Here is a 14,626-nt window from a genome sequence, read left to right on the forward strand (position 1 = left end):
CCTGCGGGCAGTCGGTTTTGCTTGCAGGAGATAACTATGATCGAAAAACTAAAACAGATATTTTCATCCACCTTAGGTGATAACACTGATGCTTATCTAGCGAATCAGCAGCAGTCTAAAGTGTTGGCAGCCGTCGCGTTAATGATTGAAATCATTGCGGTGGATAATGAGCAACATGAAACAGAAAAGGCCATGTTACGGCAGATCCTTGCCAGTCAGTTTGATGTTGAAGACAGCGATGCGGAGAAACTGATTGCTAATGCTGAAAGAGCACACAGCGAAGCCACCGACTTTTACCGTTTCACCGCCGATATCAATCAGCAGTACAACGAGCAAGAGAAAATTGAATTGATTGAAATGCTCTGGCAAATTGCCTGGGCCGATCACGAATTACAAGATATAGAAGAGCATGTGATTCGTAAGCTCGCCAGTTTGCTTTATGTCTCTCATAAAGACTTTATTGCTACTAAACTTAAAGTGGTTGGCGAGCCGAGTTAGAACTGAAAGGCTACAGCTATTTTTTATTAAAAATAATTCTTAAAAATCAAACGCACAGATAACACCACTATTGCTAAATAATTTCCAAAACGATAATGTATCTCATTATCACTTGTGAAGTAGTTCTATTAATAATGGCTGTGCAAACACTGGAATCACTTTATTCAGAGCATCATCATTGGCTTCAGAGTTGGATCCGTTCTCGATTAAATAATGTTGAGCAAGCTCAAGATCTCACGCAGGAGACTTTCATCAAGGTATTGATGAAGGGGCGTGAGCATGAATTCAACTCACCCAAAGCATATTTAAGCAGTATTGCACGTGGTTTGCTGGTCGACTTTTTCCGCCGCCGCACAGTTGAGCAGGCCTATCTCGATGCGCTGGAAGTTCAGCCAGAACAACACAGTATTTCTGCGGAACAGCATCATCTCATTATCGACACCTTATTACAGATCGAAAAAATGCTGGATGCGATGAGCGAGCGCGGGCGACAAATATTTCTGCTGGCCCAGTTGGATGGGCTTTCCTTTGCCGAAATTGGCAGGCAACTAAATGTGTCGGTAACGACCGTTCGTAAGCACTTTATTCGTGCGATGACACAGTGCCTGTTACTGATTGAAGATTAAACGATGAAGCTGAATGAAGATATTTTGACTCAGGCCGCTAGTTGGTTTGTGGATCTTCGCAATGCAAAGCCTGGAGATGTCATCTACCAAGCACATCAGGACTGGCTTGTTGCCGATAGCCGTCATTATGATGCCTGGAAACGGGTGGAACGTTTACAGAAACAACTGCAATTAGTGCCTACGGAAATCAGACATGAGACCTTGGAAAAAGCGCGTCACTCGCGCCGCCAGTTAATCAAAACACTGGTCGTGGTATTAACCGTGGGAAGTGCTGGAGGCGTGGCTTATCAACAGAGAGCACTGTCTAGTCTGGTTGCACAACACCGCACGGGTACAGGCGAGCGTAAAACCATAGAGCTGGCTGACGGCAGCAAAGTGTATCTGAATACAAGTACCGCCTTAGACGTTAACTTCAGTGACAATGTCAGGGAGTTAACCTTATACCGTGGTGAAGTCATTATTGAGACTGGCAAAGGCTTGCCATCGCAAGATTTTATTGTAAAAACGGCACAAGGATCAGTGAAGGCGCTGGGCACCCGGTTTCAGGTTCGATGTAATGATGGAGAGACCTGGGTCGGTGTCAGTAAACATGCTGTGGAAGTGAAGTCCGAAAAAGCCAATAAAGCGGTCAAAGTCCAGGCAGGACATTGCATGAGTTTTGATGCATTAAAACATAGCCCGTTAAATTTAATGCCAGTGAATATGGATGCCTGGACACAGGGTATGTTGATTGTCAGTAATTGGCGATTGGATCAGTTTATCAATGAACTGGCTCGCTATCATAAAGGGGCACTACGCTGTGATGCTGCTGTGGCTTCTCTGCGTATTTCCGGGGCATTTAATATCAACAATACGTCATCTGTATTAGAAAATCTCAGTAGTACCCTACCTGTTAAAGTCCGTTATTTCACCCGCTATTGGGCGCAAGTTGAACCAGCCTGACTATTTTTTTGTTTAAGGGGGTTAACGATTCTGGTTTCTCGTTCGGCCTGTTAGATAAGAGCGTTATCGCTAACCGTATTATCTAAATTAATTAACAGGACCAAGAATGAAACACGCCTCTTTCTTACCCTTAAGCTTATCGCCATTAAGTCGACAACTCGTCATGGCAGGAATGCTAACCACGGCTTTGGTGAGCACCGATCTTATTATCAACATCAGTCATGCAGATAGTGTGACTCAACAACAAAGCTTTAATATTCAGGCCGGCTCACTTGAATCAGCCCTCAATCAGTTTGCTGTGCAAAGTGGGATTACGGTCTCGTTTAGCCCAGATGTCGTCGCCGGTATTCAGGCCGACCGATTTCAGGGGTCGGCCGCACCATCCACGTTAATCACTCAGCTCTTAGCTGATACTGGTTTACAGGCGACCTTATTAGCCAATGGCAGTTATTCCATTAGCAAAAAATCAGCACCTGTTGCCGTCACACCCAAACAAAAACAAAGTGTTGAATTAGACGATATGTTGATCACCTCAACACGTTCTGACACCCAACTAAAAGATTCGCCACAAGTGGTCACAGTGATTAATCGTGAGCAGATTGAACAGCAAATGGAGATGAGTAGTGACACCTCTCAGATTCTGAGTAACTTGTTGCCTTCATTCTCGCCAAGTCGTCAGAAGCTCACCAGTGGTGGTGAAACCTTCCGTGGTCGTTCGCCATTATTTCTGATTGATGGAATCCCGCAAAGTAATCCTCTGCGTGACGGCCAGCGTGATGGCCACACCATTGATATGTCCATGGTCGAACGCGTTGAGGTGATTCATGGTGCCAGCGCCATTCATGGTTTAGGTGCGACAGGCGGCATTATCAACTTTATTACTCGTCGCCCAAGTCAGGACACACTCAAACAAAGCATGAATGTGCAAATGACGACACCTACCGGTGAGTTTGGTGATGAAACTTCAGGGTATCGCACGGATTACAACCTGAGCGGTAGCAAAAATGATTTTGAATATACGCTTGGTATGAGTTATGAAAGACAAGGTGTGTTTCTGGATGCTGATGGCACCGAAATTGGAGTAGATAATGTGCAGGGCGACATTATGAACTCGAAAAGTTATGACTTGTTCACCAAGTTGGGTTACTGGATAGACGATGATCAGCACATAGAAGCTTCCCTCAACCGTTATCAGGTCAAAGGTGGCAATGATTATGTCAGCGTTGATGGTGATATTGAAAAAGGTGAACCGACTACATCAGTTAGAGGAACCCCTGTCGGTGAGGCGCCATACAATCGGGTGTTAACCACCAGTCTGAAATACCAAAATTATGATTTAGCTGGGATGGAATTTACCGCCCAGGCATACAGACAAGAGTTTGAAGCATTGTTCGGTTCACTAGAATCTAGCAGTTTTTATGATCCGACATTAGCGCCTGACAGTATTGATCAAACCCAAATTGAATCAGTGAAAAAAGGCGCTAAATTCACGCTGGTCAAAGATGGTTTGCTGGATGACAAATTAAAAATTACAACGGGCTTTGATCTGCTTGAGGATAGCTCTTCACAGAACTTGGCTATGACAAACCGTAGTTATGTACCTGAAGTGGTATATAAAAACTACGCGCCTTTCCTACAGTTACAACTTCAGCCTATTGATGCGGTTGTGTTACATGCTGGTGTTCGTTATGAACATTCAGAACTAGATGTGGATGATTTTACGACGGTTTATAACAAAGGTAGTACCGATGTAAAAGGTGGTAGTCCCGATTTTAGTGAGACATTGTTTAACGGTGGTATCGTTGTCAGTCCACTGTCATGGCTGAGTGTATTTGCTAATTACTCAGAAGGCTTTGGGATGCCGGATGTTGGTCGGGTGTTACGTGAGGTAAATGTCGCTGGTGCAACGGTAGACGGATTGCTTGATCTTGAACCGATCATTACGACGAATAGAGAAGTAGGTATCCGACTAAATTGGGATTCAGTCGATTTTGAGGTCAGTTATTATGAATCTGATTCGGACTTAGGTTCCAGACTGTCGGCGAATGCAGATAATACCCAATATATGGTTAACCGTGAAAAACAAGAAATTAACGGTGCCGAAGCCAACTTAGGTTGGAAAGTGAATGATGAACACAAACTAAACCTAGCGTATTCCTATATCCGGGGACGTTATGACAGTGATGATGACGGCAAAGTCGATACCGATCTGAATGGTCAAAATATTCCACCTAATCGTTTAATTGCCAGCTGGCAAGCAGAGTGGACACCAAAACTCACCTCATTTGTACAAGCCAGTTATAACTTTGATCGTAACTTCGATGAAGAAGCCGGGGATGACGAAGAACAGTTCAAAGCCTATGGCCTGATTGATGCCACCATGGCATACAAACTTTCTACCGGTAAGATTCATGCTGGGATAACCAATCTGTTGAACAAGGATTATTTCAGTTACTCATCACAAACCAGTTATGGCTCAGACACTCGTAACTTTAAAGGTCGAGGTCGTACATTAACTATTGGTTATTCTCTAGATTTCTAGGATGTAATAAAAAGCCACCATATAGCTGGTGGCTTTTTTCATTTATCAATAAAGGCATTGCTAGAAAAACATCTAGATGGTAATGTATCTCATTATCATCTTTATATTGTTGCATTATGCCGCAATCATCAGTCGATTCTCTATACAAAGATAACCAACCCTGGTTATTCAATTGGTTAGTAAAAAAACTGGGGTGTCAGCACCGAGCAGAAGATCTGACTCACGATACGTTTGTACGCCTATTACAAACTCAACAGAAGCAAACAGAGTTTACAATAGAGCAACCTAAAGCCTATCTGAGAACTGTTGCTAATGGGCTTGTGGTTGATTACTTTCGTAAAAAATCGCTTGAACAAGCGTACCAACAAGCCTTAAACGAAATACCAGAATTAACACAGTTGTCGGAAGAGACGCTTTATCTTTTAAAAGAGACACTGGATCAACTTGATAGGCTCATAGACCGTTTACCAAAACGTGTGAAATCCGTGTTTTTATATTCTCAACTCGATGGTCTTACCTACGCAGTCATTGCCGAGAAACTGGGAATTTCTCTCCGCTCGGTCAAAAGAGATATGCAACAGGCCTATATTCATTGTTTAACACTTAGCTGGTTTGAAGATAGTGAATAACGAAGTGCCTCCAAGCAGAATTATTACTGAAGCAGCCGATTGGTTGATTCGATGTCAAGAATCTCCTTTGACAGAGCAGGAGCTGGCTCAATTTGATCGCTGGCATGATCAAAGTCAAGATCATCAAAAAGCCTGGAGAATGGCTCAAACGCTTGCCTTGTCATTTGAGTCCGTACCTCTTGGTCTCGGCAATACGGTTTTAAAAAGATCAAAAAAAGACCGGCGACAATTAATCAAATTATTGAGTGGTTTGCTGGTGGTGCCCGCTACAGGTGTGATCGCGTTTAAAACGTTACCTGTTGCTAGTTGGGCTGCCGATTTCAGTACCGCCACTGGTGAGCAAAACACACAGATGCTGGCTGATGGTTCCCGGATTATGATGAACACTCAAACAGCGGTAAATATTCTATTTGATGATCATCTCCGTCAGATTTATTTAATCGAGGGGCAAATTCAGGTTTCTACAGCAAAAGACTCACTCTCACGTCCGTTCATAGTTACAACACAGTACGGTCAGGTTGAAGCATTAGGTACGGTGTTCCAGTTAAATCAACTTTCCGATGGCATCGAAGTCAGCGTACAGCAAGATACGGTTGAAGTGACTACTCTATCAGGTGAAAAGCAGCTATTGAAAGCGGGGCAGCGAGTTGTCTTTTCTCAACATAATATTAGTCATCTTAAGCAGAGTAATAAAGCAGACTCGGCTTGGGTAGAAGGGCAACTTATTGTTGATGGTGAGAAATTAAGTCAGGTTATTCATGAAATTAGTCGTTACAGGCATGGCTGGTTGCGTTGTAGCCCGGATGTGGCGAATCTGAAAGTCAGCGGCGTATTTCAGCTGCATGACACCGATAAAGTATTAAAAAATCTGGCGAATACTTTACCAATCAATCTGGTCTATCGAACACCTTATTGGGTTAAAGTCGATAAACGAAGTTAATTTGGCCTCTTTTTTTGTGTGCTACGGCTATAGATGTAAACACATCCTATTTACATTTATAAACTACGAGTAGCTCAATGAAAAAAGATACACACTCAGAGTTTCTAGCGATACCTGCTTCGCTAAAGCCTATAAAAAACAAATTGAATGCCGCTTTTCTGCTTTCAGCATCATTGGTCATTTCATTCCCATATTCTTCTGTAGTTCAGGCGGATACTCAGCAAAGCCAGCAAGTGCAAGCGTTTAAAATTGCTGCCGGGGATTTATCTTCAGTACTTAAGCAATTTGCAAGTCAGGCAAAAATCACACTGTCATTTGATCCTGCCTTAGTGTCGGGTAAACAAAGCCGTGGATTAAGTGGGCAGTATTCGGTTGAAGCTGGATTACAACGTTTGCTAGCTGGGCAGGGATTACAGACCATTATGATTGATGCTGAAAGTTATCGCATCCAACGCCGTACTTCATTTGATGAAGTTGAGTTACCCAAAGTGAGTGTGTCTGGTGACTACATTGATGAAACCGGCTTAGGGCCTGTGGTGGGGTATGTTGCTAAACGAAGTATAACGGCTGCAAAAGCAGACATTCCGCTTATCGAAACTCCACAAGCCGTCAATGTGGTCACAGCAGATGAAATAGAAATTCATAATGCGGAATCGTTAAATCAGGCATTGCAATATACTCCCGGTGTTGTTCCGATGGGGGCTGATAGTACAACAAGTGATGGCATGATTATACGCGGTTTCAATGTGACGGGGTCATCACCGATCTATCTCAATGGCAGCAAATTACCCCGCAATACTTTCAGTGGGGTCTCAGAGCCTTATGCGATGGAACGTATTGAAGTGCTCAAAGGGCCTGCCTCCGTACTCTATGGTAATGCTGCTCCAGGCGGTATTGTGAATATGGTGAGTAAGTTGCCTGAAACGGAAACCAAACGCGAACTTAAACTCCAGGCTGGTAGTTTTGATAGACGTCAGTTAGCAGGTGATTTTACGGGTGCTTTAACAGATGATGGCAGCTTATCTTATCGTTTCACAGGCCTGTATCGGGACAGTGATACGATGACCGATCATGTGCCGGATGATCGTAAGTTCGGCCAGTTTTCTTTACGTTGGCAACCAAGTGAAGATACGTCATTAACATTATTGGCTAACTACCAGCATAACGAAACGGTGTTTGTTTATGGTTTACCCTCACAAGGCACTGTAGAACATAATATTAATGGTCATATCGACCGTGATTTATTTGTTGGTGAACCGGGGTTTAATGAGTTTGATACGCGTAATCAGACTTTAGGTTATTTGTTTAGTCATCAGATTAATGATGCACTCACCTTCCGTCAGAATGTGACTTACTTTGATGCTGAAACGGATTACAGTGATATTTATATCGGTGCGCTAGACTCAACACAACGCCTTTTATCTCGTGGTGCTTACACCCGCTATGATGAAAATAGAACGTTTACGATCGATAACCAACTGGAAGCCAAATGGGACTGGGGTAATACCGAGCATACTGCTTTAATCGGTATGGATTACGAGAAAAATCAGTTTGAACGAGTTCAATATAACGGGACGGTTGCTGCACTTGATATTTACAACCCCGTTTATGGTTCTGCCATAGTCATGAGCAGTTCGCCAGCCAGAAGCACTACTGAAAACAGTAATAAGCTTGGCCTCTATGTACAGGAACATGTGAAAATCGCCGATAAATGGGTGGTCATGCTGGGTGGCCGTTACGATAATTTTGATTCTGATACAGATAATAACCTGACCGGTGACTCTGCAAGCCAGAGTAAGGATGCATATACAGGTAGGGCTGGTTTAGTATATCTATTTGATAACGGCTTTGCTCCTTATGTGAGCTATTCTGAGTCGTTTGAACCTGCGCCTGGTCAAGATGCTTCAGGTACAAGCTTTAAACCAACGGAAGGTGAGCAGTATGAAGTTGGCTTGCGTTATCAGCCAGAAGGTGCACCATACGCAGTTTCTGCTTCTGTGTATAAACTCACACAGCAAAATGTGTCTACAACTGATTTATCTAATCCTGGTTTTTCTATTCAGGAAGGCGAAGTAGAGTCAACAGGCTTTGAGCTGGAAGCGAAAGCCAGTCTTGAACAGTGGAATTTCACAGCAGCTTACGCCTACATAGATAATGAAGTCACAAAAAGTAATAGTGGGACAGAAGGCAATCGCACTAACAATGTCCCACGTCATATGGCTTCATTTTGGACAGATTATCAATTTGTTGATGTCTTAAAAGGGTTGGGTATTGGTGCGGGTATTCGTTATATCGACGAAACTTATAACATTGCGAATACTGTTGAGGTGCCTGGATATACGGTGGTAGATGCTGTGGTCAATTACAGCTTGTCACCTGAGTGGAAGTTGGCTCTGAATATCAACAATCTGTTTGATAAAGAGTACGCCACCTGTAGCTATGCCTGCTTTTATGGGGTAGAGCGCTCAGCCACGGTTACTGCTTCTTATAATTGGTAAAAATGTATTCAAATCACCTGCCTGACGGTGCTTGGGCAGGTGAGTTCTTATTTATAGAAGTTTCTAACTAGCTTGGATGATAGCTTGTTATCTATTTTGAGTTAACGGTGTCATTGGTTTTATCTTTGAGTGTGATTGCAAAGACGAGCCAGACAATGAACAAAGGGATGAGTAATGGCAGAAGAAAAGGGAAGACCATAGAAAAAGAGGCGAGACAGAAAAAAACCAGGAAACCCAGTACGATAAGCCCAATGCCTGTGAACATAAGAGCCAATAATATACCCATACAAAGTAAGAGTATGGGCACAAAAATGATGCCACCGGCTTCGATGAGATGTTTTAAGGGGCCAGTAACTTGCTCGCCATTGTAGGTGATGGTCGCATTGGATGGCATCAGGCTTAAGGCTCCGATGATGAGCAACAGAAACGCAATCAACAAGGCCACTTTTTTCATTAATTTAAAACCTTTCCTGCTCAACTTACCTGAATGGTGATCTTCATAGTGTGTAATATGATCACGGCTATGCATCTTTGGACTTTGCTTTCAGCATCAAGTTGCTGAGATGTTATGCTCTTTCATCCCCAGACTGAATATAACCCATCCATTCTTCAATCGGCATGGTGCCACCTTCATCGGCGACTTGATTTAACTCATGCTCACGTAAGACATCTTGCATCATATCAACGCGTTTCCATGCGGCGACTGGTGTTTTGCATTCTTGTTTAGGAATATAACGTGAGTCTTTGACTTTCTGATAGCGGTGAACATAACGCGGGCAGTTTTGCCATAGTTCAGATACGGTCACCCGAACGATCATTTCAGCTTCTTTCCACTCCCCCATAAGTGGATCGTCACTTGAGGCGATGGCCTTACCTTGCACACGAATTCGATGTGGTTTCTCAAAATTAATAAATAATAAACCGACTTCAGGATTGCCCTGAATATTCCCCATAGAGTAATACATGCCATTGCCGTCATAACTGGGGAAGGCAATCGTTTTTTCATCCAGCACTTTGATAAAGCGGCCAGCTTCGCCACCTTTATAAGACACGGTTGGCCGACCACGCTCATCTACCGTCGTCAGAAAAAACATATCGCGGCTTTCGATAAAGCCTTGGGCCATCTCGTCTACTTCGGTGACAAGCGCGACTTCTTCTACCCGGTCTGCCATGTCTCGGCTATTGAATAGATCCTGAAGGGCCCGATGTTTATCGTTATAGAGTCTGCTCATGATGGTGTCTTTAATGAATGGATGAATCTGGCAGACATTAGCATAGATGAATAGGGCGACCAAGAATCATCATATAAGGCGGGAAATTTGCCCGGTTTCAAAGAACAGTGGCATTGGTGAATGGTGTTTAAATTATGATTAGCAATTGATTAAAAAGGAAAAAGCTAAAGGAAGACTTGCTAATTAAAACTTAATAAATGATAATGATTCTCGTTAAGATTTGTAAATATAGCTATTTTAAGGAGAACATCATGCGTGCCACCCACACAGACACAATCGAGAATCTGTATCTGGAGCACCGTGGTTGGTTATCGGTATTTATTCAGCGGCGAATGGGTTGTCCAGAGACCACGGCTGATCTGATTCAGGATACCTATCTACGGATACTCACAAGTGGTCGACTACCTGAGCAAAAAGATGCACGTAAATATCTCACACATATTGCTAAAGGGCTGGTTATTGATGTGTTTCGCCGTCGGCGTGTGGAAGAAGCCTATCTGGACTATCTGAAACAACAACCCGAGGACACAGCCCATTCGGTTGAAACTCAGGCGTTGATGATAGAAGCCTTGACCGAAATTGATAGCTTATTACATCGTCTGCCTGCCAATGTGCGCCAAGCCTTATTAATGAGGCAACTTGATGGCATGAGCTATAAGGACATTGCTAAACACTTAAATGTCTCTGTCTCCTCAGTGGAAAAATATATCGCCAAAGGCTTACAGGCGTGTCTTACTGCTTCAATTTCATCTGACTAACTTCTGTATCATTTGATGGCTCTGGCCGGGTAATTAACCAGTACAACACGGCCACCATCATGCTTGAGCTCAAGCATTTGACCCACAGTGGCAGTCCACTTAAAAACAGTAAACAGCAGCTTATCGTCATCGATACTAACGCTATTACTTTGGCGCGTCGGGGGATTGCTCGATGTTGCTGCCATTGCTGAATCATGTGACCAAATCGTGGGTGATGTATTAACCAGTGGTGTAATTGTGGCCAGCCTTTTGCCGAACACCAGAGTGCCATCAATAGAAACTCGGTAGTGGGTAAGCCCGGTAATATCACGCCTGCGAAGGCAATACCGAGAAAAATCAGTGCGAAAAAGCGCCACAATAACGTTATAACCATGGTTTAACTCGCTATAGCATCATCTATCATTACATCGTTAACGGCATCAGTGACAAAAATAAAAGCCTGTTTTGCCCCTGTTATTGCTTTTTCACGTTGTGCTGGAGTTAACTCCAGTTGGTCTAGCATCGCTTTAAACTGTTTCCAGTGAGTGGCGCGTCCGTCCGAGTGTGCGGCCATGTGGCTGGCACCAAAGGTTTCAGATAAGTTCAGTTGGTTTTTGACATGTTTGAGTAACATCGCCGCGCCCAGTGTTGAGCCCTCCAACGCATATAACCAGCCAATGCCTTCATGTTCATCTGCGATCCTGATATAGCTCGCAATACGCTGATCTTCGCTGAGCAGCGTTTTATTTAATTCAACATCTTCACAGTCTGCTAAAACAGCATTAAGACGGCTGCGACCGCTGAGGTCAGGCAGTAAGTTTAAGAGATTGCTGTTGTGATATAGCGGTTCTGCTGCAGTATGAAGACGTAATTGCATACGCAGAAAGCCCCGATAATGTTCGCTATCTGCAAACGGGTTTAATTGCATCACACGCTTATCCAGTACTTCATGTAAGTCATGTGTTTCGCTACGTAAGGCGTTTGAAAGAGTGAGTTGGTCTGTCATCGGTTTATCCTGTAAATAAAAGTCTGTGTTATTTGATATACCGAAGCAGTTGCCAATTTCCGTAATGTATCCGCTGATTTTTATTGAAGTCGTTGTTTAAGATCCTGGATGGTTCGATTGTAGGCTGCCGCTTTTTCAGATTTACCCCAGGCGATATAGAGTGACTGTAAATTTTGTAACGCCAGCAATAAACTGCCATCGTTTTCAGAAGTCGTTTTTTGTAAGTTTTCTACTGCCGTTAAGAAAGCGGTTTCGGCTTTAGCAAAGTCTCGCTGGTTGTAATACAGCGTGCCTAAATAACCGGCTATACCTGCAGTTTGCAGGGGATGTTCCCGAATGTGTCGGTACAGTTCTAAGCTCTGTTTTAATGACGTTTCAGCGGCTTTAAAGTCATGTTGAGCCAGTTGTAAGCTACCCAGATTACCTAGGATAGTGGCTTGTTCGATGCTCTGTTGTTTGCCCAAAGCGGATAGTTGCGATAAGGCTTGTTGGTAATACTGTTCAGCTTGTTTTAGGTTATCTCGCTGTTGTTGGTATAGCCCCAACTCATTCAGTTGCATCACCATTGTCATGGAAGGTGTGCCCTGATTTTGTAATTGAACAAATTGTTCTCGGGTGGCGGCTGCTTTATCTGCTTGGCCTGATTTCTCATAAGCTCTGGATAGTAAACTCAGCAATGCTGGCAAATTCTCGGCTGCTGATGTTGTGTCATGACTAAGCTTCTTTTTCATGTGTTCAAGCGAGGTGATCGCTTGATATAACTGACCCTCATTTAGCTGGATATCAGCCGCTAATAAGACTAAATCGCTTTCTATTGATAACGGTAACGGGGTATCATCTGCTTTATCCGTTGCGTCGGATAATGTGTCTGAAATCAGGTTTAATGCCTGTGGCTGCTTTCCAAGTGATATTAAGATCTGCGCTCTTAATAAAATAGCCTGCCATAATTTACCACCACCATCACTGTGACTGAGCTGGAACTGTTCTATGGATTCACCCAGCACACTATCAGCCTTATTTAACTGATTATTTTTTTGCAGTAATACGCCCTGATTAAATAATAAGGTGGCTATTTGCTCATCTGGTGAGGCTAGGACTTGTTTTGCCAAGGTCACCGCGGTTGATAAGCTTGTCATTGCCTGTTCATGTTGACCTTGTGCCTCCTGAATAAAGGCTAATAAATTAAGACTGCTGGCTTTATAGGCCGCCCCATTATCAGCTTTTTCTGTAATGGCAATCGCTTGTTTTATGGTTGTTTCAGCTGTTTGATAATCTTCTGCTTTAAATGCTTCAGTCGCCTGTGTTTGTAGAGTTTGCCAGCTATTATCGGCAGCGCTGGCATATAGAGAATAAAACGATAAAAACAGATAAAAAAGGATGCGTGACATAAATCTTCCCGATTAAAATTGTTTCTCAAGTCGGAGGCTCACAGCATTACGTTCATAGGAATAAAGCCAGTTCACATTGCTATGCACTTTTCGATGTTTCAGGGTGAGATTAGGTTCCAGCCCATAAAAACTCAGTCCGGGGAAACGCACGATAAGTGTGTAGTTTTGCTCAATATCTTCACGCTGCTCACCCAGTAAGGCATTAAATTCATCATGTTTGCGTTGACGCACAGAGGCAAAAAGCACGGCGTTAATGTCTTCATTGAATTCTTTGGACAGACCAGCTCTGATGCCTATTTGCTGATAGGCATAGGGTTCCACTTCAGCCTGTTTTTGCGTCCAGTCCACACCACCAAAGACAGTCCAGCGGTGAGGAAATACATACCAGGCGGTGGCGTAGGCTGACCAGATATCACCGTTATAAGCGGCATAGTCTTCTTGTCGATACTGCTGATCTTTGTAGTCGGCTTCGAGTTTAAACAGCACACGATCAGACACATAATGTAACCACTCACTATGTAAACCCCAGGCACCGTACATGGAGCGCTGACCATAACGTGAGAAATCAAAAGAAGGGGCGAATGAAAACTGATTACGTTGAGCGTGATAGCTATAGCCTAGCTGTGAGGTGATTTGGCTTTCATTGAAGTCAGAATGATCTTTATAACTTTGACCAAATAATAATGAACGGAAAAACACACCATGATGGCCTGATAAAGCAAATCGTTTATTCAGTGTGGCTTCGTAATCCAGGCCATGTGCTTTCACCGCTTCGGGTGTCTCACGTTCGTAAAAGCAGACATTGCCAAAATAGAGTAAGCAACTGTAGCTTTCAGAGGATTGGTTTAAGTTATCGACCCAGGTTGGGCCAATGGAAAAGGAACCTTGCCATGACTGGCGTTTATCTAAAGCCTGTAAAAAACTATCTACCGTGGTGCTAACGCCTTGCTGACGTGCATCGGCAGGATTTAATGTCTGTTGAATGCTGCCAAACACCTGATCTGACTCTGCATCTTTCCTATTTTCAAACAGCACGCGTGCGAGTTCTAACTGACCGGGCAAAAAGTCGGGTTTTAAGTCGATAAGCTGGCGGTATTCTGTTTCTGCCCGTTCCAGATTACCTTCCATTCGTGCAATAGCACCTCGTGCATAGGCGAGCAGCATAGGATCTGCATCAGCAAATTCTTCATATTCTTGCAGAAAAAACTTCACCGACGACCACTGTTTTTTCTGCAATGACACATACAAGGCACGGCCGACGTCATTACTGTTGTGCTGAACGGTGTATGACTGACCATCAATGATTAAACTGGGCCGTTCACCTCGCAAATAGTCCTCATCTTTCAGGATTTCCTGCTCTTGTTGATCAGCGCGTAACTCGATTCCTTGGTTTAAGCGGAGAGACGTGTCTTTATCATCTGCCCAACTGTTCGGACTGGTGATCGATAAAACGGTCAGGCACAAAAATGCTATCCACACTGATATGGGATAACGATAAGATTGGTATACATCAAAAATCATGTTGAAACTCATGAAAAGGAAAAAGCCAGATGCCCGAAAGCATCTGGCCATGTTTCATCCTTGCACT

14 protein-coding genes are annotated in these 14,626 nt (G+C 43.5%); 8 read left to right on the forward strand and 6 right to left on the reverse strand.

The features are described 5' to 3' along the window. Positions 1 to 36 precede the first annotated feature (36 nt). From B2248_RS11630 to B2248_RS11660, 7 genes are all read left to right on the forward strand, one after another. A complete protein-coding gene (locus tag B2248_RS11630; protein ID WP_273179393.1) occupies positions 37 to 498 on the forward strand; it encodes a TerB family tellurite resistance protein in 462 nt (153 codons plus the stop codon). A 134-nt stretch (positions 499 to 632) separates the two neighbouring features. Then, positions 633 to 1,124: a sigma-70 family RNA polymerase sigma factor gene (locus B2248_RS11635; RefSeq protein WP_273179395.1), complete on the forward strand. Its 492-nt coding sequence runs from the start codon at positions 633 to 635 to the stop codon at positions 1,122 to 1,124. A gap of 3 nt (positions 1,125 to 1,127) precedes the next feature. Then, positions 1,128 to 2,066, forward strand: a complete 939-nt coding sequence (locus B2248_RS11640) for a FecR domain-containing protein (protein ID WP_273179396.1) — start codon at positions 1,128 to 1,130, stop codon at positions 2,064 to 2,066. Between the two features lie 106 nt (positions 2,067 to 2,172). Continuing rightward, positions 2,173 to 4,608 carry a TonB-dependent receptor domain-containing protein gene (locus B2248_RS11645; RefSeq protein WP_273179398.1) on the forward strand — a complete coding sequence of 812 codons (2,436 nt, stop codon included), beginning with the start codon at positions 2,173 to 2,175 and terminating at the stop codon, positions 4,606 to 4,608. Between the two features lie 116 nt (positions 4,609 to 4,724). After that, positions 4,725 to 5,237 (forward strand): sigma-70 family RNA polymerase sigma factor, encoded by a 513-nt coding sequence (locus B2248_RS11650; RefSeq protein ID WP_273179400.1) that lies wholly within the window; start codon positions 4,725 to 4,727, stop codon positions 5,235 to 5,237. Between the two features lie 4 nt (positions 5,238 to 5,241). Continuing rightward, the gene (locus B2248_RS11655; protein ID WP_273179470.1) at positions 5,242 to 6,177 is read left to right on the forward strand and encodes a FecR domain-containing protein; all 936 of its coding nucleotides are present in this window, start codon (positions 5,242 to 5,244) and stop codon (positions 6,175 to 6,177) included. 77 nt (positions 6,178 to 6,254) lie between these two features. Next, positions 6,255 to 8,675 carry a TonB-dependent siderophore receptor gene (locus B2248_RS11660; protein ID WP_273179401.1) on the forward strand — a complete coding sequence of 807 codons (2,421 nt, stop codon included), beginning with the start codon at positions 6,255 to 6,257 and terminating at the stop codon, positions 8,673 to 8,675. Positions 8,676 to 8,766: 91 nt separating this feature from the next. On the opposite strand, the gene B2248_RS11665 is transcribed toward B2248_RS11660, so the two are convergent. Next, positions 8,767 to 9,204: a hypothetical protein gene (locus B2248_RS11665; protein WP_273179402.1), complete on the reverse strand. Its 438-nt coding sequence runs from the start codon at positions 9,202 to 9,204 to the stop codon at positions 8,767 to 8,769. A gap of 37 nt (positions 9,205 to 9,241) precedes the next feature. Continuing rightward, positions 9,242 to 9,907 (reverse strand): pyridoxamine 5'-phosphate oxidase family protein, encoded by a 666-nt coding sequence (locus B2248_RS11670; RefSeq protein WP_273179404.1) that lies wholly within the window; start codon positions 9,905 to 9,907, stop codon positions 9,242 to 9,244. 251 nt (positions 9,908 to 10,158) lie between these two features. Here B2248_RS11670 and B2248_RS11675 point away from each other — a divergent pair, with 251 nt between their 5' ends. After that, entirely contained in the window at positions 10,159 to 10,665 is a 507-nt protein-coding gene (locus tag B2248_RS11675) for a sigma-70 family RNA polymerase sigma factor (RefSeq protein WP_273179406.1), read from the forward strand. Here B2248_RS11675 and B2248_RS11680 read toward each other — a convergent pair. The 4 genes from B2248_RS11680 to B2248_RS11695 form a co-directional block, all read right to left on the reverse strand. Then, positions 10,640 to 11,038 carry a YbaN family protein gene (locus B2248_RS11680; RefSeq protein WP_273179408.1) on the reverse strand — a complete coding sequence of 133 codons (399 nt, stop codon included), beginning with the start codon at positions 11,036 to 11,038 and terminating at the stop codon, positions 10,640 to 10,642. The genes B2248_RS11675 and B2248_RS11680 overlap by 26 nt on opposite strands. Before the next feature lie 3 nt (positions 11,039 to 11,041). Next, the gene (locus tag B2248_RS11685; RefSeq protein WP_273179410.1) at positions 11,042 to 11,650 is read right to left on the reverse strand and encodes a biliverdin-producing heme oxygenase; all 609 of its coding nucleotides are present in this window, start codon (positions 11,648 to 11,650) and stop codon (positions 11,042 to 11,044) included. 80 nt (positions 11,651 to 11,730) lie between these two features. After that, entirely contained in the window at positions 11,731 to 13,038 is a 1,308-nt protein-coding gene (locus B2248_RS11690) for a tetratricopeptide repeat protein (RefSeq protein ID WP_273179412.1), read from the reverse strand. A gap of 12 nt (positions 13,039 to 13,050) precedes the next feature. Next, the gene (locus B2248_RS11695) at positions 13,051 to 14,559 is read right to left on the reverse strand and encodes a surface lipoprotein assembly modifier (protein ID WP_273179414.1); all 1,509 of its coding nucleotides are present in this window, start codon (positions 14,557 to 14,559) and stop codon (positions 13,051 to 13,053) included. Between the last annotated feature and the right edge of the window lie 67 nt (positions 14,560 to 14,626).

This window comes from Methylophaga sp. UBA2012 (assembly GCF_002335235.1).
Classification (GTDB): Bacteria; Pseudomonadota; Gammaproteobacteria; order Nitrosococcales; family Methylophagaceae; genus Methylophaga; species Methylophaga thalassica.

Coding starts and splice junctions, on each gene's coding strand:
- B2248_RS11685 (WP_273179410.1), bottom strand. CDS start 11,650: ATGACAGACCAACTCACTCTTTCAAACGCCTTACGTAGCGAAACACAT.
- B2248_RS11675 (WP_273179406.1), top strand. CDS start 10,159: ATGCGTGCCACCCACACAGACACAATCGAGAATCTGTATCTGGAGCAC.
- B2248_RS11665 (WP_273179402.1), bottom strand. CDS start 9,204: ATGCATAGCCGTGATCATATTACACACTATGAAGATCACCATTCAGGT.
- B2248_RS11695 (WP_273179414.1), bottom strand. CDS start 14,559: ATGATTTTTGATGTATACCAATCTTATCGTTATCCCATATCAGTGTGG.
- B2248_RS11650 (WP_273179400.1), top strand. CDS start 4,725: ATGCCGCAATCATCAGTCGATTCTCTATACAAAGATAACCAACCCTGG.
- B2248_RS11690 (WP_273179412.1), bottom strand. CDS start 13,038: ATGTCACGCATCCTTTTTTATCTGTTTTTATCGTTTTATTCTCTATAT.
- B2248_RS11645 (WP_273179398.1), top strand. CDS start 2,173: ATGAAACACGCCTCTTTCTTACCCTTAAGCTTATCGCCATTAAGTCGA.
- B2248_RS11670 (WP_273179404.1), bottom strand. CDS start 9,907: ATGAGCAGACTCTATAACGATAAACATCGGGCCCTTCAGGATCTATTC.
- B2248_RS11630 (WP_273179393.1), top strand. CDS start 37: ATGATCGAAAAACTAAAACAGATATTTTCATCCACCTTAGGTGATAAC.
- B2248_RS11635 (WP_273179395.1), top strand. CDS start 633: ATGGCTGTGCAAACACTGGAATCACTTTATTCAGAGCATCATCATTGG.
- B2248_RS11640 (WP_273179396.1), top strand. CDS start 1,128: ATGAAGCTGAATGAAGATATTTTGACTCAGGCCGCTAGTTGGTTTGTG.
- B2248_RS11680 (WP_273179408.1), bottom strand. CDS start 11,038: ATGGTTATAACGTTATTGTGGCGCTTTTTCGCACTGATTTTTCTCGGT.
- B2248_RS11660 (WP_273179401.1), top strand. CDS start 6,255: ATGAAAAAAGATACACACTCAGAGTTTCTAGCGATACCTGCTTCGCTA.